General features: G+C 69.2%; 22 protein-coding genes. 6 read left to right on the top strand and 16 right to left on the bottom strand.

Annotated elements, in window-relative coordinates:
• Positions 1-10: 10 nt before the first annotated feature.
• From OZ403_RS15415 to OZ403_RS15405, 3 genes are read right to left on the bottom strand one after another with little or no spacing between them, the layout of a single operon-like run.
• Positions 11-1,726, bottom strand: a complete 1,716-nt coding sequence (locus OZ403_RS15415; RefSeq protein ID WP_268784516.1) for a DUF6178 family protein — start codon at positions 1,724-1,726, stop codon at positions 11-13.
• Positions 1,727-1,761: 35 nt separating this feature from the next.
• On the bottom strand, positions 1,762-2,382 hold the full coding sequence (gene yihA / locus OZ403_RS15410) for a ribosome biogenesis GTP-binding protein YihA/YsxC (RefSeq protein WP_268784515.1): 621 nt from the start codon (positions 2,380-2,382) through the stop codon (positions 1,762-1,764).
• 4 nt (positions 2,383-2,386) lie between these two features.
• Positions 2,387-2,827, bottom strand: coding sequence for a cytochrome c family protein (locus OZ403_RS15405; protein ID WP_237078306.1), 441 nt, complete (start codon positions 2,825-2,827; stop codon positions 2,387-2,389).
• A gap of 163 nt (positions 2,828-2,990) precedes the next feature.
• On the opposite strand from OZ403_RS15405, the gene OZ403_RS15400 reads away from it, so the two are divergent.
• From OZ403_RS15400 to OZ403_RS15380, 5 genes are read left to right on the top strand one after another with little or no spacing between them, the layout of a single operon-like run.
• Positions 2,991-3,458 (top strand): hypothetical protein, encoded by a 468-nt coding sequence (locus OZ403_RS15400; protein WP_090492922.1) that lies wholly within the window; start codon positions 2,991-2,993, stop codon positions 3,456-3,458.
• A gap of 10 nt (positions 3,459-3,468) precedes the next feature.
• Entirely contained in the window at positions 3,469-4,065 is a 597-nt protein-coding gene (gene coaE / locus OZ403_RS15395; protein ID WP_140790702.1) for a dephospho-CoA kinase, read from the top strand.
• 23 nt (positions 4,066-4,088) lie between these two features.
• Positions 4,089-5,231 (top strand): SDR family oxidoreductase, encoded by a 1,143-nt coding sequence (locus tag OZ403_RS15390; protein WP_174258781.1) that lies wholly within the window; start codon positions 4,089-4,091, stop codon positions 5,229-5,231.
• A gap of 39 nt (positions 5,232-5,270) precedes the next feature.
• Positions 5,271-5,666 carry a MaoC family dehydratase gene (locus OZ403_RS15385; RefSeq protein WP_011553075.1) on the top strand — a complete coding sequence of 132 codons (396 nt, stop codon included), beginning with the start codon at positions 5,271-5,273 and terminating at the stop codon, positions 5,664-5,666.
• A gap of 5 nt (positions 5,667-5,671) precedes the next feature.
• The gene (locus OZ403_RS15380; protein WP_140790698.1) at positions 5,672-6,151 is read left to right on the top strand and encodes an FAS1-like dehydratase domain-containing protein; all 480 of its coding nucleotides are present in this window, start codon (positions 5,672-5,674) and stop codon (positions 6,149-6,151) included.
• A 3-nt stretch (positions 6,152-6,154) separates the two neighbouring features.
• Here the strand turns inward: OZ403_RS15380 and OZ403_RS15375 are convergent, their stop codons facing one another.
• The 11 genes from OZ403_RS15375 to trmFO all read right to left on the bottom strand — a co-directional run bounded on the left by OZ403_RS15375 (position 6,155) and on the right by trmFO (position 22,151).
• Complete coding sequence (locus tag OZ403_RS15375) at positions 6,155-7,042, bottom strand: hypothetical protein (RefSeq protein WP_268784514.1); 888 nt, start codon at positions 7,040-7,042, stop codon at positions 6,155-6,157.
• A complete protein-coding gene (gene dnaK, locus OZ403_RS15370; protein WP_140798201.1) occupies positions 7,043-8,884 on the bottom strand; it encodes a molecular chaperone DnaK in 1,842 nt (613 codons plus the stop codon).
• Between the two features lie 18 nt (positions 8,885-8,902).
• Positions 8,903-10,264: a J domain-containing protein gene (locus tag OZ403_RS15365; RefSeq protein WP_268784513.1), complete on the bottom strand. Its 1,362-nt coding sequence runs from the start codon at positions 10,262-10,264 to the stop codon at positions 8,903-8,905.
• 109 nt (positions 10,265-10,373) lie between these two features.
• Positions 10,374-11,618 (bottom strand): acetylornithine transaminase, encoded by a 1,245-nt coding sequence (locus OZ403_RS15360; protein ID WP_140790690.1) that lies wholly within the window; start codon positions 11,616-11,618, stop codon positions 10,374-10,376.
• A gap of 37 nt (positions 11,619-11,655) precedes the next feature.
• Positions 11,656-13,053: an ATP-dependent protease ATPase subunit HslU gene (gene hslU / locus OZ403_RS15355; RefSeq protein WP_140790688.1), complete on the bottom strand. Its 1,398-nt coding sequence runs from the start codon at positions 13,051-13,053 to the stop codon at positions 11,656-11,658.
• A 12-nt stretch (positions 13,054-13,065) separates the two neighbouring features.
• A complete protein-coding gene (gene hslV / locus OZ403_RS15350) occupies positions 13,066-13,593 on the bottom strand; it encodes an ATP-dependent protease subunit HslV (RefSeq protein WP_011553068.1) in 528 nt (175 codons plus the stop codon).
• Positions 13,594-13,663: 70 nt separating this feature from the next.
• On the bottom strand, positions 13,664-15,484 hold the full coding sequence (locus OZ403_RS15345; RefSeq protein ID WP_268784512.1) for an SLC13 family permease: 1,821 nt from the start codon (positions 15,482-15,484) through the stop codon (positions 13,664-13,666).
• 379 nt (positions 15,485-15,863) lie between these two features.
• Positions 15,864-16,766, bottom strand: a complete 903-nt coding sequence (locus OZ403_RS15340) for a tyrosine recombinase XerC (RefSeq protein WP_268784511.1) — start codon at positions 16,764-16,766, stop codon at positions 15,864-15,866.
• A 50-nt stretch (positions 16,767-16,816) separates the two neighbouring features.
• A complete protein-coding gene (locus tag OZ403_RS15335) occupies positions 16,817-19,078 on the bottom strand; it encodes a kinesin (protein ID WP_268784510.1) in 2,262 nt (753 codons plus the stop codon).
• A gap of 59 nt (positions 19,079-19,137) precedes the next feature.
• The gene (locus tag OZ403_RS15330; protein WP_268784509.1) at positions 19,138-20,781 is read right to left on the bottom strand and encodes a gliding motility protein; all 1,644 of its coding nucleotides are present in this window, start codon (positions 20,779-20,781) and stop codon (positions 19,138-19,140) included.
• Positions 20,778-22,151 (bottom strand): methylenetetrahydrofolate--tRNA-(uracil(54)-C(5))-methyltransferase (FADH(2)-oxidizing) TrmFO, encoded by a 1,374-nt coding sequence (trmFO, locus tag OZ403_RS15325; protein ID WP_268784508.1) that lies wholly within the window; start codon positions 22,149-22,151, stop codon positions 20,778-20,780. Before trmFO ends, OZ403_RS15330 begins: the two co-directional genes overlap by 4 nt.
• Positions 22,152-22,423: 272 nt before the next feature.
• On the opposite strand from trmFO, the gene OZ403_RS15320 reads away from it, so the two are divergent.
• On the top strand, positions 22,424-22,816 hold the full coding sequence (locus tag OZ403_RS15320) for a TraR/DksA family transcriptional regulator (RefSeq protein ID WP_140790676.1): 393 nt from the start codon (positions 22,424-22,426) through the stop codon (positions 22,814-22,816).
• Between the two features lie 42 nt (positions 22,817-22,858).
• Here the strand turns inward: OZ403_RS15320 and OZ403_RS15315 are convergent, their stop codons facing one another.
• Together OZ403_RS15315 and OZ403_RS15310 are read right to left on the bottom strand one after the other, a co-directional pair.
• Positions 22,859-23,440, bottom strand: coding sequence for an ExbD/TolR family protein (locus OZ403_RS15315; RefSeq protein ID WP_140798197.1), 582 nt, complete (start codon positions 23,438-23,440; stop codon positions 22,859-22,861).
• Positions 23,441-23,443: 3 nt separating this feature from the next.
• Positions 23,444-23,965, bottom strand: coding sequence for an ExbD/TolR family protein (locus OZ403_RS15310; RefSeq protein WP_011553060.1), 522 nt, complete (start codon positions 23,963-23,965; stop codon positions 23,444-23,446).
• Positions 23,966-23,973: the final 8 nt, after the last annotated feature.

The following is a 23,973-nucleotide window of genomic DNA, read 5'->3' as shown; positions in this document are numbered from 1 at the left end:
ACTGAAATTCCTACGGGATGGGGCTGCTCTCCATCGGAAGAACCGCCGAGGCCACCGGCTCCAGCCGCCCGTCCTGGAGCCAGGGCGTGCCCAGTTCCTCCAACAGCCGCGACAGGGTCAGCGTCACCAGACGGCGCAGCTCCGCATGTGCCTCTGGCGCCACCACCGGCTCCAGGCCCTTCTGGGCGCGCTCGGCCGCGGAGGCGCGCAGGCGCGGCGCCTCCGGGGCACCTTCGAAGAGGCGCTGCCCCAACTCCACCACCCGTCCCAGCGGCACCGGACGCGCGTCCGCGCGCTCCTCCAGCACCGCCATGGCCACCACCGCGGCCAGGAGGCGCTCCAGGCCCAGCGTCTCCAGGGGCACGCCGAAGCGAGCCAGGGCCTCACGCGCCGAGTCCTCGGTGCCGCCCAGCACACCCCGGAACACCTGCACCTGGGCCTCCGCGCGGCCCAGCAGCGCCTCGGTGGCGGCCAGCTCGCGCCGGGAGCGGAACGACACCGGCTCCGCGCCTTCCACGCGCAGCGCCCGCCGGGGCCGCTTCTGGCGCAGCGCGGAGATGGCCGCCGCCTCCTCCGGAAGCACCATCAGCACACCCTCGACCAGGGCGCCCGGCGCCTTGGCCAGCCGGTCCGCGCGGAACTTGAGCTGAAGCGTGAGCGAGAAGCCCGTCTGGAAGATGCGCCGCAGGGGCGTGTCACGCAGCACGTCCGTGGCGCGCTCCGGGTCCGCGCCCGTCAGGTGCTCGAGCGCCAGGGACAGGTAGTCGCGCACCGTCTCGCTCGCGCGGCGGATGGCGTCCAAATCCCCCGGGTCCGCCAGGTCCGCCACCAGCGCGGCGCTGGCCACCTCGCGCAGCTCATCCTCCGCGTTCACCGCCTCCACCATCGTCAGACCGCGGAAGGCCGCCTCCAGGTAGTCCACATGGCCCGTGGTGGGCGCCAACCCCGGACGGGCGGCGGACACGGGCGCGGGCGCCACGTCCACGCGGCTGAACAGGGACACCGCATCCTCCAGCGACGGGAAGCCCATGTCCTGGAGCCGGCCGCGGCGGAACTGGTACGCCGTCTCCTCCAACTCACTGGGAATCTCCCAGCGCACGGCCTCCAACAGGCGCACGGCCTCGAAGGGGTTCTCCGCGATGAGGTCGTTGAGGAGCGAGCGGACGGCGGACATCTCCACGCCCTCCACCTTGATTTCGACGAGGTAACGCCCCTCCGGGGTCTCCATCGTCACGCCCGGCGGGTTGACGTCCGGGTTCTCCTCCAGGTCGTGCACCTCGATGAACTCGCGCAGGAGGATTTCGAACACTTCCAGGTCCAGCGCGTGCAGCTTGCGCAGGAACTCCCCCGTGTCCTCCACCCCGCCCCGCGCGGCGCGCAGCCAGGTGAGGACGGCGTGCGAGTCCAGCGCGTCCCGCCGCCAGCCGGCCAGGTCCACGAAGGCGCGGAACTGGCCGGGCGAGGCGAGCTGCACCAACTCCGTCGAATCCGCGAGCCCCAGTTCCTGGATGGTGACGTAGAGGTCCTCGGCGGGCATCGAGCGCACCAGCGCGCGGGCCTCCGCGACATCCAGGAGGGCGTCCACCCGCTGACGCGGGGACAGCCTCATCAACCGCTGACGCAGCTCCCGGGGAGCCAGCTGCGTGTCGCTTCCATTTCCCTTGCCGTTTTCGGACACGGCGCGGTCCCTACCACAGCGCCCTCCGGCCCGGGAGCAGAACCCCACCGGGAGCGGCGGCTACCGGATGATGCCGGCGGCCCTCAGACGCGGGTGGACTTGCCGAAGGTGTCGAGCAGCGCGCCCCAGACCTCGTCCACGCCCAGCTTCTCCGTGGAGGAGAATGGGAGGATGACCTCCAGCGGCAGGTCCATCAGCTTGGAGAGCTCCACCAGCCGAGGCTTGCGCTTGGCCTTGGTGAGCCGGTCCACCTTGGTGGCCACCACCAGCACCCGGCGGTTGTGCGCCTGGAGATAGTCGAGCGTGGCGAGGTCGTCCGGCGTGGGGCCCACCTCCACGTCCACGATGCTGACCACGGCCTCCAGGCGGTGCCGCTTCTCCAGGTAGGTGGTGATCATCTTCTCCCACTGGGCCTTGTCCGCCTTGCTGGCCTTGGCGAAGCCGTAGCCCGGCAGGTCGGCCAGGCGGAGCTGGTGGCGGACGCCGTCGCGCTCCAGGTCCACGTCGAAGAAGTTCAGTGTCCGGGTGCGCCCCGGCGTGTTGGACACGCGCACCAGCTTCTTGCGGCCGGTGAGCGCGTTGATCATGGAAGACTTGCCCACGTTGGAGCGGCCGACGAAGGCCACCTCCGCAATGTGGTCCGTCGGGTAGCCCTTGGGCTCCACGGCGGTGGTGACGAAGCGTGCGTCGAGGACCTTGATCACGACATCATTTCTTGGCCGACGGATCCGCGGCGCGGCGGGCGCGCTCGGCGGACCAGTGGTCGATGGCCTTGAGCGACTCCTTGAAGTCGAACGGCCGGAGGGAGGGCGAGGAAGCGTCGTGGCAGGAGCGGCACTGCTTCTCAGAGGGGTCCACCAGGCCCACCAGGCGCGCCAGCTCCGAGTCCTTCATCACGTACTCGGGCGAGTAGTACTGCCCACCGCCGTGGCACGTCTCACAGGTGACATTCACCGTCGCCTGGGTGACCTGCTCCGGCGAGTGGCAGGACAGGCAGCGCCCGTCCTTCTTCTGCTGCTCGGTGAGCGAACTCTCCGCCCGGGCGTGCTTCGACTGCATCCAGGCGTCGTAGGCCTCGGGGTGGCAGCCCTTGCAGCTGTCCGGGCCTACGAAGTCGGCGCCCCCGGCCGCCCCAGCGGCGGCCAGCACGAGAAGGGAGAGGATCCTGATGCCAGGAACGCGCATGGAGCCGGAGTAGCAGAGCCCCCCGGACGGGGCAAGGCGTCTCGTGGTTGAATGACCGGCAGAAACTTCCGTCGGGCATAGGGGATTGCTAGAGCCTTGCCCGCCCGTTCCAGCAGGGAGGAGCCGTATGCGCATCCTGACCGTCCTCGCCGTCCTCACCTTCGCCGTCCCCGCCGCCGCCAAGCCCTGGCAGGGCATCGAGCCGGGCGTGTCGAAGCGCGACGAAATCATCAAGAAGTTCGGTGAGCCCTCGCGCACCGTCAAACAGGACGGCAAGGAGATCATCGCCTACCTGGCCAAGGAGGCCATCAAGGGCACCACCCAGGCCCAGTTCAAGGTGGATCCGGACACGCAACTGGTGGAGCGCATCGACGTGTTCCCCGGACCCATCATCGACAAGGAGACGGTGGAGAACAGCTACGGCCCCTCCTGCCCCTCCGGCGCCGCGCCCGCCACGCCCTGCTACCTGCGCAAGCTGACGGACGACTTCCGCACCTACTTTCTCTACCCCCGCCTGGGCCTGGCCATCTTCTTCAACGAGGACGGCAAGACGGTTCAGTCGTTGACGTTCACCACGCAGAAGGCCGCCAAGTAGGGCCACGCCCGTGCACGTCTTCGGACTGACGGGGGGCATCGCCTCCGGGAAGAGCACCGTGACGCGCGTCCTGCGGGAGCTGGGCGCGGAGGTGCTGGACGCGGACGTGATTGCCCGCGAGGTGGTGGAACCTGGCACCCCTGGGCTGGCTGCGGTGGCGGCGCGCTTCCCCGGCGTGGTGGGCCCGGACGGCCGACTGGACCGGGTGAAGTTGGGCGCCCGCGTCTTCGGGGACCCCGCCGAGCGGGCCGCGCTCAACGACATCACCCACCCGCTGGTGCGCCAGGCCTTCATGGACAAGCTCCAGGCGCTGGAGGAACGGGGCGTGGCGCGCGTCATCTATGACGTGCCCCTGCTCATCGAAAGCGGCATGCACGCCTGGATGGAGGCCGTGGCGGTGGTGTGGGTGCCCCGCGCGCTACAGAAGGCCCGGCTGATGTCGCGCGACGGGCTGGACTCCGACGCCGCCGACGCCCGGCTGGCCGCCCAGCTCCCCCTGGACGACAAGCGCGCCCATGCCACCTGGGTCATCGACAACAGTGGGGACCTGGCCTCCACCCGCGCCCAGGTTGAAGCGATGTGGCGCGCCATGCTCGCGCGCGGCTGAGCGCCGGGTATGCTGCGCGCCGCATGAGCGAGACGCGCAAGAAGGCCACGGCCGGAACGTACTTCCTCACCGGCTACCCGGGGTTCATCGGCAAGCGGCTGGTGGAGCACATCGCCCGCGAGGACCCGAAGGGGCACATCTACGCGCTGGTGCAGCCCAAGTCGTTCAAGGAAGCGCAGCAGCACGCCGCCCGCGTGAAGGGCGCCAAGGTGGAGCTGCTCACCGGCGACGTGGTGGACATGCACCTGGGCCTGTCGGGCGAGGAGTACCAGCGCCTGTGCGAGCGGGTGACGGACATCTTCCACCTGGCGGCGGTGGCCCAGCTGGGCGTGGCCAAGGAGACGGCCTGGCGGGTGAACGTGGATGGCACCCGCAACATGCTGGAGCTGGCCCGGGACTGCGGGAAGCTCACGCGCTTCAACTACTTCTCCACCTGCTACGTGTCCGGTGACCGCCTGGGCGTCATCGCCGAGGACGAGCTGGACCGGGGCCAAGGCTTCCGCAACGCCTACGAGGAGACGAAGTTCCAGGCGGAGCGGCTGGTGCAGCGCGCGGGCGCCACCCTGCCCATCACCGTCTTCCGGCCCTCCAGCGTGGTGGGCGACTCCCGCACGGGAGAAATCGACCGCTTCGAGGGGCCCTACTACCTGGGCATCCTCCTGGTCACCTCGCCGCTGGTGGTGCCCCTGCCCCTGCCGGGCAACGGCGTGGCGCCGCTGAACGTGGTGCCGGTGGACTACGTGGTGGAGGCGGTGTGGCGCCTGTCGAAGGACCCGCGCGCCCAGGGCAACACCTTCCACCTGGTGGACCCCAACCCGATGAGCGCGCGCCGCGTGTACGAGCTCATCGCGGAGAAGTCGAACAAGAAGCTGCCGCGCTTCAACCTCTCCGCGCGGGCGGCAGACGTCATGCTGCGGCTTCCGCTGCTGGAGAAGCTGGCCCGCCCACAGCGCGCCGCCATCAGCTACGTCAACCACCTGGCCATCTACAACTGCCACAACACGCTGGAGCTGCTGGACGGCACCGGCGTGCGGTGCCCTCCCCTGTCGTCCTATCTGGATCAGCTCGTGGCCTACGTGCGGGACCAGTACCGCAAGCGCCGTGAAGGCTCGGACGAGGACGACCCGTTGGATCAGGGCGCAGCACCCGACGTGGAGCGTCCCTGAACACGCGCGGCGGCCAGCCGTGGTAAATCCACGGTTCCCATGCCACGCACCTACCAGCCAGGCGACACGTTCACGCACGTCCGCGAGTGCGACCGGTACCGGCCGATTTACTACGCGGGCGCTTCGGGGGATTACAACCCCATCCACATCGACCCGGAGGCGGGCTCCGCCGCCGGACTCAACGGCAACATCCTCCAGGGGCTGTGCACCCTCGGCTGGGTGGTGGAAGCCATTGCCGGTTTCGTGGAGGACCCGGGCCGGGTCCGCCGCGTGAAGGCGCGCTTCTCGCGCCCGGTGCGGCCCGAGGACACGATTACCTTCCAGGGCCGGGTCACCGCCGTCCAGGACGGGCGGCTCACGGCGGAAGTCTCCGCCACCAACCAGCGCGGCGAGGACGTCCTCAAGGGCGCCGTCGTCGAAGCCTTCATCGGGTAACGACCATGGCCCTCGACAAGCAATTCATCGGCCGTGAGTACGGCCCGTACCGCTACACCCTGGGCGAGGAGAAGATGCGCGAGTTCACGCTCGCCGTCGGCGGCGCGAAGCCGGGCGCCGGAACGCCGGGCGAGCCCCCCGCGCACGTCAGCCCGCTCCTCTACGACGAGCAGACCGCCAAGGCGGGGCCTCACGGGGGCCTCATCGCCTTCCCCAGCTTCGCCGTCGTCTTCGCCATCCGCCCCTTCAGCGCCGCCATCGCGGACCCCGCGCTGAACATCAACATGCAGATGCTGGTGCATGGCGAACAGGACCTGGAGTTCCTGGACGTCATGCGCCCCGGCGACGTGATGACGACCACCGGCCGCATCGCGGACCTCTACGAGCGCGCCCGCATGGGCTTCGTCATCGTCACCAGCGAGTCGCGCAACCAGCACGGCACCCTGGTGGTGAAGGGCACGTGGACGGCCATCATCCGCGGCTAGCCGTCAGCCCGCGGAGATGACGCCTTCATCAATGAGCTGGACGAGGATGCGCGCGGTATCCAGGCGCGTCATCCCCGACAGCGAGAAGAGGTCCTCGTAGCTCACTGAGCCATCAATCTGCGCCAGCACGAAGCCGGCGCGGTGGTCCAGGTTGAGCCAGATGATGTCGTCCGGCTGCAGGCGCACCGCGGGCACCCGGCCCAGGTCGCCCAGCTTGGACTCCAGCCGGGCCATCAGCATCCGCTCACTGCGCGCGCGCAGCGACTCCACGCGGATGTCCGACGGCGCCAGCTCCTTCGCCTTGAAGAGCAGGTCCACCGCGCCGGAGTGGTCATCCAGCTCCAGCAGGTCCTCGGCCCCGCGAAGAAGCAGGTCCAGCTCGCTCTCCGCCGCGGGGAGACCGAACTCCTGGGTGTGGCCCTCGGGGATGCCGTACTCGTCGGTGTCCCCCTTCGGCTGGTTGACGGGCTCGTCGAACTCGATGACCACGTCGCGCGCCAGCAGCTCCAGCACGTCCGCCGGCGTGCCGCCGTCCAGCGCCTCCGGAAGGACGACGGGCACCGGGGGCGACCTGCCACCGGCCTCCGCGGGGCCGCCCTGCCCTTCCGCCCATGCGCCCCAGTCGCCTTCCAGCGCCGGTGAGACGGGCAGGTCCGCGTCGGTGGGCGCCAGCCGCCCCAACGAAGGCTCCAACTCCGGAGGCCGCTCGAACGGCGTCGCCGTGCCCCGCGAAGGCGCGCCCACGGCGGCCGCCAGGTACTCCCGGGCGCGGGTGTTGGTCGGATCCAGCTCCAGCGCGCGCTCGAAGAGACGCTGCGCCCCCTGGGTGTCGCCACTGAGGCGCAGCCACAGTCCTGCTTCGATGAGCTGGTTCGCGCGCTGGCGGCTCATCTACCGCCCCGTGCCGCTGGGCGCCGGACCCTTGAGCTGCGCCAGGCATCCCGTGAGCAGTTCACACGCGCGGCCCAGCGCCGCCACATCCTCACCCGCGCGGACCGCGCGCGCGTGCTCCAGCACCTGCTCCGCGCGAGGCATCACATCTGGCGCCAGACCGCCCCCACCCGGCAGCAGCCGCGCCCGCGTCAGCGCGTCCACCACGTCGCGCGCCAGCGAGTCCAGCTCCACGCGCCGCGTCTTCAGCTCCTCGGACGCCCGCGCGGCGATGAGGTAGCCGCGCTGCTCGTCCATGATGCGCTGGAGCTCCTCCTCCGTGAGGCCGCTGGACGCGGTGACGGTGATGGACTGGCGAAGCCCCGTCTCCCGGTCCTTCGCGTGCACGGAGACGATGCCCTCCGCGTTGATGTCGAACGTGACGTCGATCTCCACCTGGCCCCGCGGCGCCTCCCGCAGGCCGGTGAGGACGAACTCGCCCAGCAGCTCGTTCTGGTGCGCCAGGTCGTGCTCGCCCTGGAGCACCATGATCTTCACGACGCGCTGGAGGTCCTTCGACGTGGCGAAGACCTCCGTGGCCGACGTGGGCACCGTGGTGTTCTTCGGGATGAGCCGGCGCACGGAGCCCCCGGCGATGGCCACGCCCAGGCTCTGCGGCGTCACGTCCAGCAAGAGCAGCTCGTGCTCTGGCTGCACCAGCGCGTGGGCCTGAATCGCGGCGCCCAGCGCCACCACCTCGTCCGGATGGACGCCCTTGCAGGGCTCGCGGCGGAAGTAGCCGCGCACGGCCTCCACGATTTTCGGCATGCGCGACATGCCGCCCACGAGGATGACTTCCTTGAGCTCGGAGGCGCGCACGCCCGCCTCGCCGAGCACCTCGGTGGTGAGTCCCACCACCCGCTCCGCCAGGTCGGACGTCAGGTCATCCAGCTTGTCGCGGCTCAGCGTGGCCTGCAGGTGCAGCGCCGCACCACCGCCGGGCGGCGTGCAGATGAAGGGCAGGTTGAGCCCCGCCTCGCGCACGCTGGACAGCTCCACCTTGGCCTTCTCCGCCGCGTCCTTGAGCCGCTGCAACGCCATGCGGTCCTTGCGCAGGTCGATGCCGTGCTCCTTCGCGAAGCCGAAGACGAGCCACTCGATGATGCGGTTGTCCCAGTCCTCGCCGCCCAGGTAGGTGTCACCGCCGGTGCCCACCACGTCGAAGACGCCCTGGGAGATATCCAGCACGGACACGTCGAAGGTGCCGCCACCCAGGTCCAGCACCGCCACGCGCCCGTTCACCGTGCGGCCGAAGCCGTAGGCCAGCGCCGCCGCCGTGGGCTCGTTGATGATGCGCAGCACGTCCAACCCGGCGATGCGGCCCGCGTCCTTGGTGGCCTGGCGTTGGGCGTCGTTGAAGTAGGCCGGCACCGTGATGACGGCCTTGGAGACGGGCCGGCCGAAGTGCGCCTCCGCGTCCGCCTTCAGCTCCTGGAGAATCATGGCGCTGATTTCGGGGACGGACAGGTCCTTGCCGCCCATGCAGATGCGCAAGTCGTCGTGCTGCCCGGCCACCACCTCGTAGGGCAGCGCGCGCAGCGAGTCCTGCACCTCGTGCGAGGAGAACTTCCGGCCGATGAGCCGCTTGGCCGCGTACACCGTCTCCTGCGGATTGGTGATGGCCTGCCGCTTGGCGATGCTGCCCACCAGCCGCTTGCCGTTCTTCGCCATGGCCACGACGGAGGGCGTGAGCCCCTGGCCCGTGCGGTTCTTGATGACGACGGGCTGGCCGTCCTGGACGGTGGCGACGATGCTGTTCGTCGTTCCCAGGTCGATGCCAATGAGGGGTTCGGGCTCAGCCATGGGGAACCGTACTTACTCCTAGAACGTCCAGCGCAGCTTCTTGAGCGCGGCCTTCGCTTCCGCGTTGTCCGGGGCCAGCTTCGCCGCATCCTCGAAGGCCCGCTTCGCGAGTTTCTTCGATCCGGTGTCCAACAGCACCTTTCCCAGCATCAGTTGGTGCTCGACTTTGCCGGGGTCCAGATCCACGGCGCGCTGCGCCAGCCCTCGGCTTTCGGCGGCATCCTGCCCCAGCAGGTGCCCCAGGCGGGCGCAGCGCCAGGCTGCCTCGGCGTTCTGGTCGTCCAGGGAGCAGGCGAGCCGGTAGGCCGACATGGCGCCATGCGTGTCACCGTGCTGCTCCATCTCCCGCCCTCGAGCGACTTCGATGGTCGCCCGCTGCGAGTCATGCCCCCGGCGCGCCTTGACCAGGAGAAGCGCGACTTCGCGGTTCTTCGGGTCCATCGTCTGGACCTGATGGAAGTCGTGATAGGCCCGCTCCCAGTCGCCACTGGCGATGGCGGCCTTGCCCCGGGCAATCAACTCGGCCAGCCGGCCCGTGCGCGCCAGGTAGGGGTGCCGGGCCAACCGGGCCTGCCGCTCCGCCCGGCGCGCCTCGGACGCGCCATCATCCGGCGGTGGCGCCAGCGGACGCGACGGCGGCGGAATGGATGAAGGCCCGCTGGACGCCACGGGCGGACGGGGCGCCGGGGGTGGCGATGAAACCTGATGCACCGGCGGCGGCTCTGGCGTCAGCAGTTGCTGCGCAGGCGCGGACGGAGGCGGCGCGGAGGGGGGCGGCGGCGCGGCGGCGCGTTCGGCCTGAGCCAGTGCCGGATTCGCGCGCAGGTAGGCCTCGCGCTTGTCGGGCTGCATGAGCACGTTGTGCGCGTCCGTGAGGCGCCGGAAGATGCGCTCCATGCGGGCGCGGAAGCTGCCCAGGTTCTTCCCGAAGTAGCGGTCCGGATGGAAGCGGCGCGAGGCGTTGTAGTACGCCTGCTTCACCTCCGACGCCGGAGCCCCGGGCTTCAGCCCCAGCACGGCGAAGTGGTCCATCGCGTCGAGCGAGCGCTCCAGCTCGATGATCTCCTTCTTCCGCTCCGGCTCCAGGTCCACCTGCTCGGCCATGGCCGCGTCCACCACGGGCGCGGGCGCGCCCCGGGGCACCACCCGGGCGGGGACGATGGCGCCCTTGGCCCGCAGCGCCAGCAGCACGGCGATGGTGCGCGGCTCGCCCAGCTTGGAGCGCGCCAGCACCTGGTCGATGCGCTCCACGCGCCCCACGAGCTGGAGCACCGAGCCCTCTTCCGCGGTGAGCTGGAGACGCGCTGCATCCAGTTGGGGCACCGTGGCAATGTGATCCGTCAGGGCCCCCAGCCCGATGATCGTGTTTGGCGCACTCACAGTGGCGGTCCGAGGAAAGACTTCCGGAGTTTCCAGACTAGGGTTCCGGACGCAGGGCGTCAAACGCCCGTGAACCCTTCCCCCATGCGGTGGAACGCGGCCGCGCCGGTCAGTTGGCGGCGAGCACGCGCTCGAGGATGGACAGGCCTTCGTCCAGCTCGCGCACGGTGACGATGAAGGGCGGCGCGAAGCGCAGCGTGCGGTCGCCGGCGGCATTCACCAGCAGCCCCTCCCCACGCAGCTGGGCGATGACGGGCGCCACCTCGCGATCCAGCTCCACGCCCAGCAGCAGCCCCTGGCCGCGCACGGCCTGGATGCGGCCCGCGGGCAGCCGGCCCTGGAGCTCACGCGCCCGGGCGAGGAGGTAGGCGCCCTTCTCCTGGACCTCGTCCAGGAAGCCGGGACGGCGGAGGATGCGCACCACGGCGTTGGCGGCGGCCGCGGCCACCGGGTTGCCACCGAAGGTGGAGCCGTGCGTGCCCGGCGTGAGGCTGGCGCCCAACTCGTCCTTGCAGAGCATGGCGCCAATGGGCAGGCCGTTGCCCAGCGCCTTCGCCACGCTGATGCCGTCCGGGACGATGCCCTCGTGCATGAAGCCGAACGGCTTGCCGGTGCGGCCCATGCCCGTCTGCACTTCGTCCACCAGCAGCAGCAGCCCGTGCTCGTCACACAGCGCGCGCAGACCGGCGAGGAAACCCAGGGGCGCCACTCGCACCCCGCCCTCCCCTTGGATGGGCTCCACGAGGATGGCGGCGGTCGCCGGGCCCACGGCCTTGCGCACCGCTTCGAGGTCGCCGTAGGGCACGTGGGTGAAGCCGGCGGGCAGCGGCTCGAAGCCCTTCTGGTACTTCGTCTGGCCCGTGGCGGTGACGGTGGCCAGGGTGCGGCCGTGGAAGCTGCTGTCGAAGGAGATGACCTCGAAGCGCTCCGGCGTGCCGCGGTCCTTCATCACCTTGCGCGTCAGCTTGAGCAGCGCCTCGTTCGCCTCCGCGCCCGAGTTGCAGAAGAACGCGCGCGACAGGCCGGACCACTCGGTGAGCTGCGCGGCCAGGTCAATCTGGGGCTGCGAATAGAACGCGTTGGAGACGTGCCACAGTGAGTCCAGCTGCGCCTTCGCGGCGGCCACGACGTCCGGGTGGCAGTGTCCCAGCGCGCACGTGGCGATGCCACCAATCAGGTCCAGGTACTCGCGGCCATCCGTGTCCCAGACTCGAGTTCCCTGGCCCCGAACCAGGACGAAGGGCGGCTGCTTGTAGTTCTGCAGCAGGTGGCGCTTCGCCTTCTGGACCAGGGCGTCGGTGGAGGAGTCGGACGATGCGGAGGGGGACGGCTCGGATTGCGACAAGGCAGTCATCCTTCGTGCGGTACGGTGCCCCTCCGCATATAGCGCGCTACAGGATGTAGCGCGACAGGTCCTCGTCCTGGACGATGGCGGCCAGGCGCTCGCGCACGTAGGCTGCGTCCACCTGGAAATCCCGGGGGCCCATCTCACTGGCGGAGAAGGACACCTCGTCCAGCAGTCGCTCCAGGATGGTGTGCAACCGCCGGGCGCCGATGTTCGCCGTGCGCTCGTTGGCCTGCTGGGCGATGCGCGCCAGCTCCGTCACCGCGTCGTCGGTGAAGGACAGACGCACACCTTCAGTGCTGAGCAGGGCCGTGTACTGTCGCAAGAGTGAATTCTTCGGCTCACGGAGGATTCGGACCAGGTCCTCGCCCGTCAGGGGCTCCAGCTCCACGCGGATGGGGAAGCGGCCCTGCAATTCCGGGATGAGGTCGCTGGGCTTGGAGACGTGGAAGGCGCCAGCGGCGATGAAGAGCATGTGGTCCGTCTTCACGACGCCATACTTGGTATTGACGGTGGAGCCCTCGACGATGGGGAGAATGTCCCGCTGGACGCCCTCCCGGGACACGTCCGGCCCTCCCCCACCCTTGCCGCCCTCGCGGCTGGCAATCTTGTCGATTTCGTCGATGAAGATGATGCCGTTCATCTCGGCGCGGACCACGGCCTCGCGCTGGACGCGGTCGGGGTCCACCAGCTTGGCGGCCTCTTCCTTGCGCAGGAGCTGAAGCGCCTCGGGCACGCGCACGCGACGACGGCGCGTCTTGTTCATGCCCGGCATGTTCTTGAAGAGGTCCTGGAGGTTGACGCCAATCTCCTCCATGCCCTGGCCGGAGAAGCCCCGCATGAAGGTGGGCGACGACTCCGCGGTCTCCACCTCCACCTCCACGTCATCCAGGGTGCCGGCGCGGAGCTGGGCGCGGAACTTCTCGCGCGCGGTGTCGCTGACACGCTGGGCCGGTTGAGGTGGCGGTGGGGCGAAGCCGAACGGCGGCGTCGCGGACGACGACTTCACGCCGCCGCCCTGCATCAGCTCGATCAAGCGGTCCTCGGCCAGTTCCTCGGCGCGGGGGCCGACCTTCTCGGTCTCCTCCTCGCGGACCAGCGCGATGGCGGCCTCGACGAGGTCGCGAATCATCGACTCGACGTCACGGCCGACGTAGCCGACCTCGGTGAACTTGGAGGCCTCCACCTTGACGAAGGGCGCCTGGGCGAGCTTCGCCAGGCGGCGGGCAATCTCCGTCTTCCCCACGCCGGTGGGGCCAATCATGATGATGTTCTTCGGGTGGATTTCGTCCCGCAGGTCGTCGTTGACCTGCTGGCGGCGCCACCGGTTGCGCAGGGCAATGGCGACGGCGCGCTTGGCGGCGTTCTGCCCGACGATGTAGCGGTCCAGCTCGCTGACGACCTCGCGAGGCGTGAAGGCGGACAACTTGCGCGATTCGGCCACGGGGTGTGTCTCCTAGAGCTCTTCGATGGAGATGTTGGCGTTGGTGTAGATGTCGATTTCACCCGCGATGGTGAGCGACTGGTGCACCACGTCGCGAGCAGACATCTGCGTGTGCGCCATGAGGGCGCGCGCGGCGGCGAACGCGTAGGGGCCACCACTGCCCACGGCGGCGATGCCGTAGTCGGGTTCAATCACGTCACCCGCGCCGGAGAGGATGAACGTCTTCTCCTTGTCGGCGACGATGAGGAGCGCTTCCAGCCGGCGGAGGAAGCGGTCGGTGCGCCAGTCCTTTCCCAGCTCCACGCAGGCGCGGGCCATGTTCTTCTGGTGCTCCTTGAGCTTGGCCTCGAAGCGCTCGAAGAGCGTGAAGGCGTCTGCGGTGCTGCCAGCGAAGCCGGCGAGCACCTGGCCTTCGCCCAGCCGGCGGACCTTCTTCGCCGTGTTCTTCATCACGGTCTTTTCGAGGGAGACCTGGCCGTCGCTGGCGATGGCGACCTTCCCGTCGCGCCGCACGCAGAGAATGGTGGTGCCGTGGAACATAGGACCCGGGGTTTAACAAGCCGGGCGCGGTGTTTCCAAGGAACAGTGACTGGCTGTCTGCTCTCAGACTTCAAAAAGGAAGCACCCACGGCACTACCAGCACCGCCAGCGCGACGATGAGCACCTGGAGCGGGATGCCCACCCGGGCATAGTCGGCGAACCGGTAGCCCCCGGGGCTCATGACCAGCGTGTTCACGGGCGACGCGATGGGTGTGGCGAACGCCGCCGACGCGGTGATGGCCACCGCCATCAACAGCGGCTCGGGCCGGAGGTCCATGGACTCCGCGATGCGGAGGGCCACCGGGGCCACGAGGACGGCGGTGGCCGTGTTGGAGATGAACAGGCCCAGGGTGGAGGTCACGATGGCGAGCACCGCCAACACGGCGTGGGGGCTGGCGCCGGTGAAGAGCCGCTCCAGGCCCGCCACCGCCAATTGCGTCACGCCGGTCCGCTCCAGCGCGGTGGCCAGCGGGAACATTCCTGCGATGAGCACGACGCTCTCCCAGTTGACCGTGCGGTAGACATCCGCGGGGCGCACGCAGCCCGTGAGCACCATGGCAACCGCTGCGAGCAGCACAGCGACCACGTTGGGCAGCAGGCCCAGGGCCATCACCGTCAGCATCGCCAGGGTGATGATGACGGTGAGCGCCGCCCGCCGCGGATCCGCGAGGCGGTCGGTGCGCGGGTCGGGTTCTGCGAGCAGGACGAGGTCCCTTCGGGCCTCGGACAGGTTGCGCAGGTGCTTCTTGCGGCCCTTCACGAGCAGGGTGTCGCCGCGCCGCAGCGTGAAGTCCTTGAGTGCGGGAGACGAGGCATCCACCACCGCGTCCGTGCCCCGGCGAATCGCGAGCACCGTGGCCCGGAACTGGTCACGAAAGCGCGCCTGACGGAGCGTCCGGCCCACCAGCGCCGAGCGGCGGGGAATCACCACCTCCGCGAGCGACTCCTCGGGAGGCAGCGACAGCGATTGCAAGGACGGGAGCCGCTCCAACCCCCAGTGCTCCACCGTCGCGACGACTGCATCCTCATGGCCCTGGACGACCAGGACTTCGTCTGCTCCGAAGGGACGGTGCGGAACCACCGGATGCGCAGCGCCCGCCAATGAGATGCCCACCACGTTCACTGCGTGCGCGGAGCGCAGGTTGGCTTCGCCGAGCGTCCGGCCCATGAGCTTCGAACCACGAGGAACGCGGAGGGAATGAAGCAACGTTCCCAGGCCGTACTCAGTGGCGAAGTCCTCGGGCGACAGCACGGCCTGCGCCGTGACCTGCCCCTGCGCCGCCGAGGGCAGCAGGTATTTGCCGGCGAAGATGAGGAACAGCATGCCCGCGGCGAGCATCACCACGCCGATGGGGAAGAAGGTGAAGAAGCGGAACGGCTCATGGCCTGCGTCCCGAAGTGCTCCACTCACGATGAGGTTGGGCGGGGTGCTGATGAGCGTCAGCATGCTGCCCAGGTGGGCGGCGAACGCGAAGGGCAGGTAGATGCGGGCGGGCGCGATTCCGCGCCGGAGGGCGAGCGTCCCCACCACCGGCATCAGGATGGCCACGGTCCCCGTGGAGCTCATGAAGGCAGACAGCGCGGCGGTGGCCAGCATCACCACGGCGATGGTTCGCCCCTCCCCTTCCCCCGCGAGGTGCCCCAGCCGCTGGCCCAGCCACCCCGCCAGTCCTGTCTCCGTGATGGCGCCGCCAATCACGAAGAGCCCCACCAGCATGATGACCACCGGGTTGCTGAAACCCGCGAGCGCATCCTCCACAGGAACGATGTCGAAGAGGAGGAGCGACAGCAGCGCGAGCAACGCCACGATGTCCAGCCGTACCCGGTCGCTCACGAAGAGCACCAGGGAGACGGCGAGGACGCCAAGGGTGATGAGCGCGGGAGGGGTCACATCGAGCAGCTATGACACCCCACATAGGGATTCGCTACCCCTACGCCCAGCCCACGCCCCAGGTTCGATGTCACGACCGCTGGCGCGCCAATAGCACCGGCAAGCCCCACTGCACGCCCAGATGGACGAGACAGAACGCCGCGAGTACCGGAGCAAAACAGGACAGGGACAACGCCGAACGAATGGAGCAGAACCGGGCGTAAAAAATCAGTGAGACCACGGGAACGCCCGAAGCCATCTGCTGCATGCGTGCCGTCCCGAGGAACAGAAACGCGGTGTACCTGTCCGTCAACAAACCCAGGGCAGGAGGAACCAAGCCAGCCCGTTCGCGATAGCAATGACGGTCCCCATCACGCGGCGTCGCCTGGTCGACGAGCACTCACGCCCGCGGGTGCGCGGAATCGTAGACCTGCTGGAGCTGCTCCCACGTCACCTGGGTATACCGCTGCGTGGTGGACAGGCTCGAATGGCCCAGCAACTCCTGGATGCTGCGGATGTCCGCGCCGCCGCCCAGCAGGTGCGTGGCGAAGGAGTGACGCATGGCGTGCGGGCTCACCTTCCGCGTCAGCGCGCACTTCAGCACGTATGTATCCAGGTGCCGCGCGATGCTCCTCGGCGTCAGGCGTCCACCCCGGAAGTTGAGGAACATCGCATCCGGCGCCTGGTCCTTCCGAATCGTGGCCAGCAGCTCTCCCCGCCTCGCGAGGTACGCCTCCAGCGCCCGGATGGACTGCGCATTCACGGGCACGAGCCGCTCCTTGCTCCCCTTGCCCATCACCCGGACGATTCGCCCGCTCCGGTCGATGTCCAGCAGGTCCAACCCGCACAACTCACTGATACGCAGGCCGCCGCCATAGAGCAGCTCGAGAATCGCCCTGTCCCGCAGCCCGAGCACCGTCTTCAGGTCGGGCATGTCCAGGATGGCGAAGACCTCCTCCACCGGCAGCACCTTGGGCAGCGTCTTCGGCAGCTTCGGACTCTTCACCAGCTTCGCGGGGCTCGCGGGCAACAGCTTCTGCCGAACGAGGTACTTGTAGAACGACTTGATGCTCGCCAGCCGCCGCGCCCGGCTCGCCGGGGCGTGGTCCGTGCTCAACGTGCCCAGGTAGCCACGAATCGCCGCGTGCGTCCCCGACAGGAGCGATAACTTCATTCGCTCCACCAGGTAGCGCTCGAAGTCCACCAGGTCGATGAGGTAGTTGCGCACCGTGTGCGGGGACGAGCCCTTCTCGTCCTCCAGGTGGGCGCGGAACTTCTCCAGCAGCGGCGACAGGCTCGTCATCGGGGACGAGCCTACGGGCCGGAGAAATCCTGGCAAGATTCGCGGTGAGCCTATGGTGCCTTGGCTGGAGCCGCGGCAGGCGCCGCTGCCGCCGCCGGAGCCAGTTCCGCCTGGGACGGCAACACCGCCAGGCAAGTGTCCTGAGACAACCAGCCCGCGTGGCAGAACCAGGTCAGCAGCGGAATCCGGATCTGCCAGAGCAGGACGAAAATCACCGCCAGCGTAATGGCCAGCTTCGTCCACCCGGACGTGCCCTCCGCCTCGTCGTCCTGCTGCTGCCGAGCCAGCGCCGAGCGCACCATGTCCATGCGGTCCACCCGGGCGTTCGAGGGCAGCTTCGGACGGCGCGTCACCAGCGAGGACAGCTCCGGCGTCAGCATCAGACGGTCATTCAGCGCCCAGCCCGAGCCTTCCAACAGCAGCGCCAGGTTGCGCCGGCGCAGCTTCAGCCAGCCCAGGAGCCCCGCCGGGGCCATGACGACAATGGCAATCAGCGTCGCCGCGGAGATGAGGTCCACCAGCGTCAGCGACTTCACCTGCGTCATGATGAACGCGAAGGACGACCCCAGCGCCGCCGCCGCCAGACCGCCCGCCGCCACGATGCCCGCCAACCCGCCTCCCGCGGGCGCCGCGGCAGCAGCGGGAGCCGCGCCCGCCGCCGGAGGAGGCGCCACCAGCGGCGCGTTCGTCGCGTTCGTGTAGCCCTGCTCCAGCGTCGAATCGAACGTCTTCTCCCCCGCCGAGGCCAGGCCCTCCACCTTACTGGTGATGAAGTCACCAATGCGCGCGAAGGGCATGGTCATCGCCTCCCACAGCGACACGGGCTGACGTACCACCTGCGTCACGATGGCGTCGCTCTCCACGCCGTCCACGTCGTAGAAGACGCCCCGCTTGCCCACCGCGAGCTCCGTGCTCCGGCCGCTCGTCACCGGCACCGCCACTTCATACCCGGGCGTCCCGTCCTTCGGCGCCACCTGGACGTAGAGGATGCAGGTGGTCCCCAGCGCGGTGAGCGCGGAGTGCGCGGCCCGGTTCGTCACCAGCACCGACAGCGTGTACTTGCGCCCGCCCAGGATGAGCGTCCCCTTCTCCACCAGCGCCAACCGCTTGGGCATGTAGAGGCTGGGCATGCTGATGAAGTTGTTCGCGAACAGCAGCAGCCAGCGCTGGTAGAGCACCAACCGCTCCAACTCATTGACTGCATCCAGCGTGGGCTTGAGCGCGAGGTCCGCCGCGCTCGCGGCGTCCAGGGCACCAAGGTCCGCGTCCGAAACCGACGGCAGCGCGTCCATCAGCTTGCGCACCGGGTTCGCCTCGAGCTGCGCCTGCCACGCCAGCACGCCGTCCGCCTTCGCCACCAACTCCCGCCACGCCGAGTCCGACAGCCGCTGCGAATCCCCCGTCATCGGCGTGGCGACGTCCGTCCGGAACGCCTCCAGCACCTCGTACGCGGGCCCTCGCAGGAGACGGGCCCACTCCAGCACACCCGACGCATCCGGCGGCGCGATGGGCAGGTCGCCCGCCGCCTTCCCCAGCGCCGCCACGTCACCCAGCGCCCCCTCCACCCGCTCCGCGCGCAGGCGCAGGCTCGCCGCCGCTTCGGGCTGCGCGGCCACCAGCCGGCACTGCACGAAGTACGCATCCAGCAGCGGCGCCACGTCGCGCACGCGCTTCGCCGTGTCCAGGCTGACGTCGCCCCAGACGAACGCCGCGCCCTGCTTCTCCCGGTGCTCCCTCAGCTTCGCGCGCTCCTCGCGGAAGCGTGCCACCAGCGTCGCGTCCACGCCCACCTTGCCCGCCCGGTTCGTCAGCGCGGGAAAGCTGGCCATCAGCTCCTGGGCCAGGGGCCGCAGGTGCTCGGGCAGGTGCTCGGGCGCGACGATGCCATCGCCGTTCTGCCCGGCCTCTCGCAGGGCCTTCTCGCTCTCGCGAACCTGCGCCAGGGAGATGCGCCCGGCGTCCGTCGCCTTCAGCGTCCGGAGAATCATCTCCGCCGCGCCGCGCAGGGGCTTCGCCTCCTCGCTGAGCGCGTCCAGCTCCAGCACGTCACTGGAGGCGTCCGCGCCGCGCCGGTCCTTGAGCTGTTTGGCGGCCCAGTCCACCGCCGTGCGCACCTCCGCCACGCGGATGCGGCCATTGCCGTCCGCGTCCATCAACGTCAGCAGGCGAGGATCACAGCTCAGGCCCTCCAACGGGCACGCCGTGGCAATCCACTGCGTTTCAGGGATGCGGATCGCCTCCACCAGCACATCGAAGGAGGGGATGTCGACCTGGAGCGAGCCGCCGTAGCGGCGATAGATGAGCGAAGCCATTCAGGCGGCGGAAGTAAGCACACCGCCCGGCGAATCGCACGATCCTCAACAGTCAAAAGCTACGGCGTCGCGGGGACGCTGTAGATGCCGGCCTTGGGCCCCTGCGTAATGGCGTACACGGCAAGCGAGTCATTCTTGCCCCCGAAGGACACCGGCACCTGGACGCCCTGGTCCAGCGTCTTCCGCGCCTGCGTCTTCACGTCGTACACCGCCACGTCATAGGTGTCCGAGTCCATGCGGGCATAGGTGACAAGCACCCGCTGGCCGTCCTCGGACAGCTTGTAGCTGAAGATGCCCTGCAGCCACGTGCGGGGGTCCGCCTGCCGGGGCAGGTCCATGGCCATGAAGTCACACGAGCGCCCGTTGCGGATGCAGTTGGAGCGGAACACCACCTGCCCGTTGCCCGGCGTGAAGCCATAGCCGAAGACGCCCTGCTGCACCTTCGCCGCCCGCTCCTCACCCAGGGTGTACAGCATCAGGTCCACCGAGTACGCGGGCTTGAGGATGCGCGAGAGGAACGCCACATAGCGCCCGTCCGAGCCCCAGACGAAGTTGGGCACGCGGCCGCCCACCTGCTTCGTCGTGCCGTCCGGCAGCGCGGCCACCGACATCAGCCCCGCGTTCGCCGTTGAGTCATACTTCTCCAAGAAGCCCACCGCCTGCGAGTCCGGCGAGAAGACCAGCTTCTCCACCTGCACGCCCAGCTTGCGCCCCGCGCCCCCCGTCGCCGGGCCCAGGTGCAAGTCCCCGGGCACGTTCGGCTTGCCATTCTCCGTGCGCGCCAGCCACTTGCCGTCGGGCGAAAAGGCAAACACCCCCGAGGCCACCGCCAGCCGCTTCGCCTTCAGCTCCGGCAGCTCCGCCAGGTACAAGTCATACAGCCCCCGCACCGACTCGCTGCGCACCTGGAAGGCCACGCGCTGACCATCCGGGGAGACTTCGTAGTCCCCCACCTGGTCCCCCACCTTGACGGGCGGCGCGTCTGGCTTCTCCACGGAGATGGCCGCAAGGCCCCCCGCCGCGGACAGCCGGCGCTTGAAGAGCAGCGTCTTGCCGTCCGGCGTGAACTGGGCCGTGCTGACCTCCGCCGCCACGTCCGTGAAGGGCCCCGACGGCAGCGCGCCCAGCTTCAGCTTGCCGCCGTCCACGTAGGCCAGCTTCGTTCCATCCGGGCTGGGCAGCATGTAGCTGACCGCCGTGCCCAGCATGACAGGCGCCGCCTTCGCGTCATCCAACGACGCCACGGTCAGCGAACCCGACTGCGTCGCCGGGTTGTAGCCGAAGAGGAAGAGGACGTGCTTCGAGCCTGGCGCAACCAGCTGGCCGCCCGGGACGTTCGTCACGCCCTCGCCCAGCTTGCGCGGTTCGCCGCCCTCCACCGGAACCACGTACAGCTCGCCCAGCACCATCTGCGGCGGGATGCCATCCATCCGGGGCTTCTGCCCGTTGACGATGTACGTGGCGAAGCGGCCGTCCGGCGTCACCCGCAGGTCCGTCACGCGGCCCGAGGCCAGCAGCGTGCCCTGCCCCGCGCCAGGGGCACCGGGCGGTGGCGACTTCTCCGCCGTCGCGGCGGCCTTGGTACGCCGCACGCCCGGGGCCTCCGAGCCGCCATTCTCACCCTGCTTGCAGCCCGTGCCCGCCATCACCAGCGAGGCCATCAGGCCCGCGGTCCACAGCCGCCCCTGCCGCATCCGCATCATGCGCTCCTCTGATCCACGTGCTCGGGGGCGCCCGCCGCCGGGACGCCCGCATGCGGCAGCCATGCCGCCAGGTCCTGCTTCGCTCGCGCCGAATACGCCGCGCGCTTCTCCGCCTTCTTCATCCGCCCGGTCAGCGGAGGAAAGATGCCGAAGATGATGTTGGAGGGCTGGTGCGGGTAGTCCGGCGGATGCGCCTCGCCCGTCACGTGCCGCAGCAGCGCGCCCATCGCCGTGGTGGCCGGCGGCGGAACGAACTCCGTCCCCGTCAGCCGGGCGTGCAGCGCCAACGCCACCAGGTATCCACATGCCGCGCTCTCCACGTAGCCCTCCACGCCGGAGATCTGCCCCGCGAAGTAGAGCCGGGGCTCCGTCTTCAGCGACAAGTCCTTCGCCAGCAGCCGGGGCGAGTCGATGAAGGTGTTCCGGTGGATCTGCCCCATCCGGAGGAACTCCGCTTGCTGAAGTCCGGGGATGAAGTTGCTGAAGATGCGCTTCTGTTCACCCCAGGTCAGCCGCGTCTGGAAGCCCACCATGTTCCAGGACGTGCCGCCCACGTCCTCCATGCGCAGTTGCACCACCGCGTGGGGATCCTGGCCCGTGCGCGGGTCCCTCAGGCCCACCGGCTTCATGGGCCCGTAGGCCAGGGTGTCGTCGCCACGCTCGGCCATCACTTCAATGGGCAGACACCCTTCGAAGTACTTGGGTTCCTCGAAAGCGTGCGGCACCACCTTCTGCCCCGCCTTCACCTCGGCGATGAAGCGGTAGTACTCGTCCTTCGTCATCGGCAGGTTGAGGTAGTCGTCCCCGCCGCCCTTGCCATAGCGGCTCTGGCGGAACGCCACGTTCATGTCGATGGAGTCCGCCGACAGGATGGGCGCGATGGAGTCATAGAAGTAGAGCTTGGCGCCCACGTGGCGCTCCAGCTCCCGCGTGAGCGCGTCCGACGTGAGCGGCCCCGTGGCAATCACCACCGGGCCGTCCTCGGGCAGGTGCTCCACCTCGCCGGCCACCATCTCCACGCCGGGCTGGCGCAGCAGGGACTCCGTAATCGTGGCGGAGAAGCGCTCGCGCTCCACCGCCAGCGCGTCACCCGCGGGCACCCGGTTCGCGTCCGCCGAGCCCAGCACCAGCGAGCCCAGCGCGCGCAGCTCCGCGTGTAGCAGGCCAATGGCGCTCTCCGGGTTGTCCGAGCGCAGCGAGTTGCTGCACACCAGCTCCGCCAGCGTGTCCGACTTGTGCGCGGGCGAACGCTTCTGGGGCTTCATCTCCCGCAGCACCACCGGCACCCCGCGGCGGGCGAGCTGGTAGGCACACTCCGTCCCCGCCAGGCCGCCGCCAATCACCGTCACCCGCTGCTTCTGATCCGCCATCCGCTTCCTCCAGGCCCGCGCCGCTGGGCCGTCCAGCAACTGTTAGCAGGACTGACACGCCCTGGCCCAGCGTCGATTCAGCCGTGTGCAACCCCACGCTTTCGCAATGGTTTCGCACCTGGCCGGCTGCCCAGCAGGCCGCCTCCGTCTCCGGCTGGAAGGCGCGGTTTCCCTACCTGGGTTGAACCCCTACGTTTCTCGCGTTCGCCGCTCGGGGGCGGCCAGCATCCGGGCGAGCGCCAATGAACTCGAACACTGGGAGTACCGAAGCCATGGCGACCCGCCGAAATCAGGACCTGATCCGGATCCGCGAACTCCTGCAGCGCCGCCGCCGGGAGATTCTCAGCGCCAACGAGGGTGCGCACCGCGAGCTCACCGCCCTGAAGAACCAGGAGCGGGACCCCGAATACGAAGAGAACGCCCAGTCCGAGCTGGCCGACTACACCCTTTCCAGTCTGATGGAATCGCAGCGGCGCGAAATCATGCTCATCGACGCGGCGCTGCGCCGCATGGAGATGGGCGTGTTCGGCGAGTGCGTGGACTGCGGCTTCGAGATTCCCATCGAACGCCTGGAGGCCCTGCCCTTCGCCATCCGCTGCGAGGAGGACGCCAGCATCCACGAACTCGAGACGCGCGGCGGCCCCATGGCCAGCCCGTCTCTCTGAGGCGATGCGAGCGCGCGCTCCCGGTGCCGCCCCGGGAGCGTGCTACTCGCCCTCTTTCTGGAGCACCACGAAGCGGTAGTTCTCCAGCTCGTTCTGCCCCGCCGTGTAGAGCACGGTGAGGAGCATGTCGTAGGGAATCTTCTTGTCCGCGATGACGGACAGTTCCCCGCTGAAGGGCGCCGACGGGTTGCGCGCGGCGATGTACTTCAGCTTCTCCACTTCCTTCTTCAGCTGCGCATCCAGCGGCAGCACCAGCCGCCCCTGGACCTTGTCGGCCGGGAACTGACCGTTCTGCAGCCGCAGGACCTCCCGCTCACCCACCAGCACATTCCTGGGCGTGATGGTGACGGCCACGGTGTCCTTGGGCGTGGCGCGCGTGGAGGACACGGGCGGGCGCACGTCCTCGGACGCCGTCACCGCCGCGGACGACGAGGCGAAGGACTTGAGCAGGAACACCAGGAGGATGGTCATCATGTCCATCATCGCGGTGATGTTCAGCTCCTTGATCTCCCCCGCCGCCTCGCGCTCCTTGCGCTTCTTGCGCGCCAGGGCCCGGCGGTAGCTCAGCCGCGCCACGGCTTCCGCGTCGGGCGTCTCCAGGGCGGATGTCGTCGGGTCGGCCATGGCTCAGATGGCTCCCAGGGTGACGTCCGGGAACAGCAGCCGGCGCTCGCGGCCCTGCGTCTCACGGATGGCGTCCAGCGTCTGCGTCAGCGTCTCGTAGGGGACGTCCGGGTCCGCGCCCACGATGACCTTCGTCTCCTTGGGGAAGGCGGACTTGATCTCCACCATCTTCGCGTTGAGCGCGGAGAAGTCGTGCGCGCCGTCCGCCTTCACGGGGATGGTGGGCGTACCCGCCTCCCCGAGGATGGCGTTCTCGCTGCTGACGAAGTGCCCCTTCTTGGAGATGAGCACGGACAGCGTCAGCTTCGGCGCATCGTCCGGGTTCTCCTGGGCCATGCCCGTCGTCGGCGCACCGTAGGCGGGGGCGTTGACGTTGATGATGCCGAACGTCGCCAGGCCGGTGATGGACAGCAGCATGAAGATGATGAGGTTCATGAGGATGTCGAGGTACGGGACGATGTTCAGCTCGCCCGCCTCTTCTTCCTCACGAACCTTCAGCTTGCGCCGGGAGTAGTGGAACGCCATGGCCGCGT

It is taken from the genome of Myxococcus sp. NMCA1 (assembly GCF_026810205.1).
GTDB classification, from domain to species: domain Bacteria; phylum Myxococcota; class Myxococcia; order Myxococcales; family Myxococcaceae; genus Myxococcus; species Myxococcus xanthus_A.
This window is presented reverse-complemented; position numbering and strand designations above follow the sequence as displayed.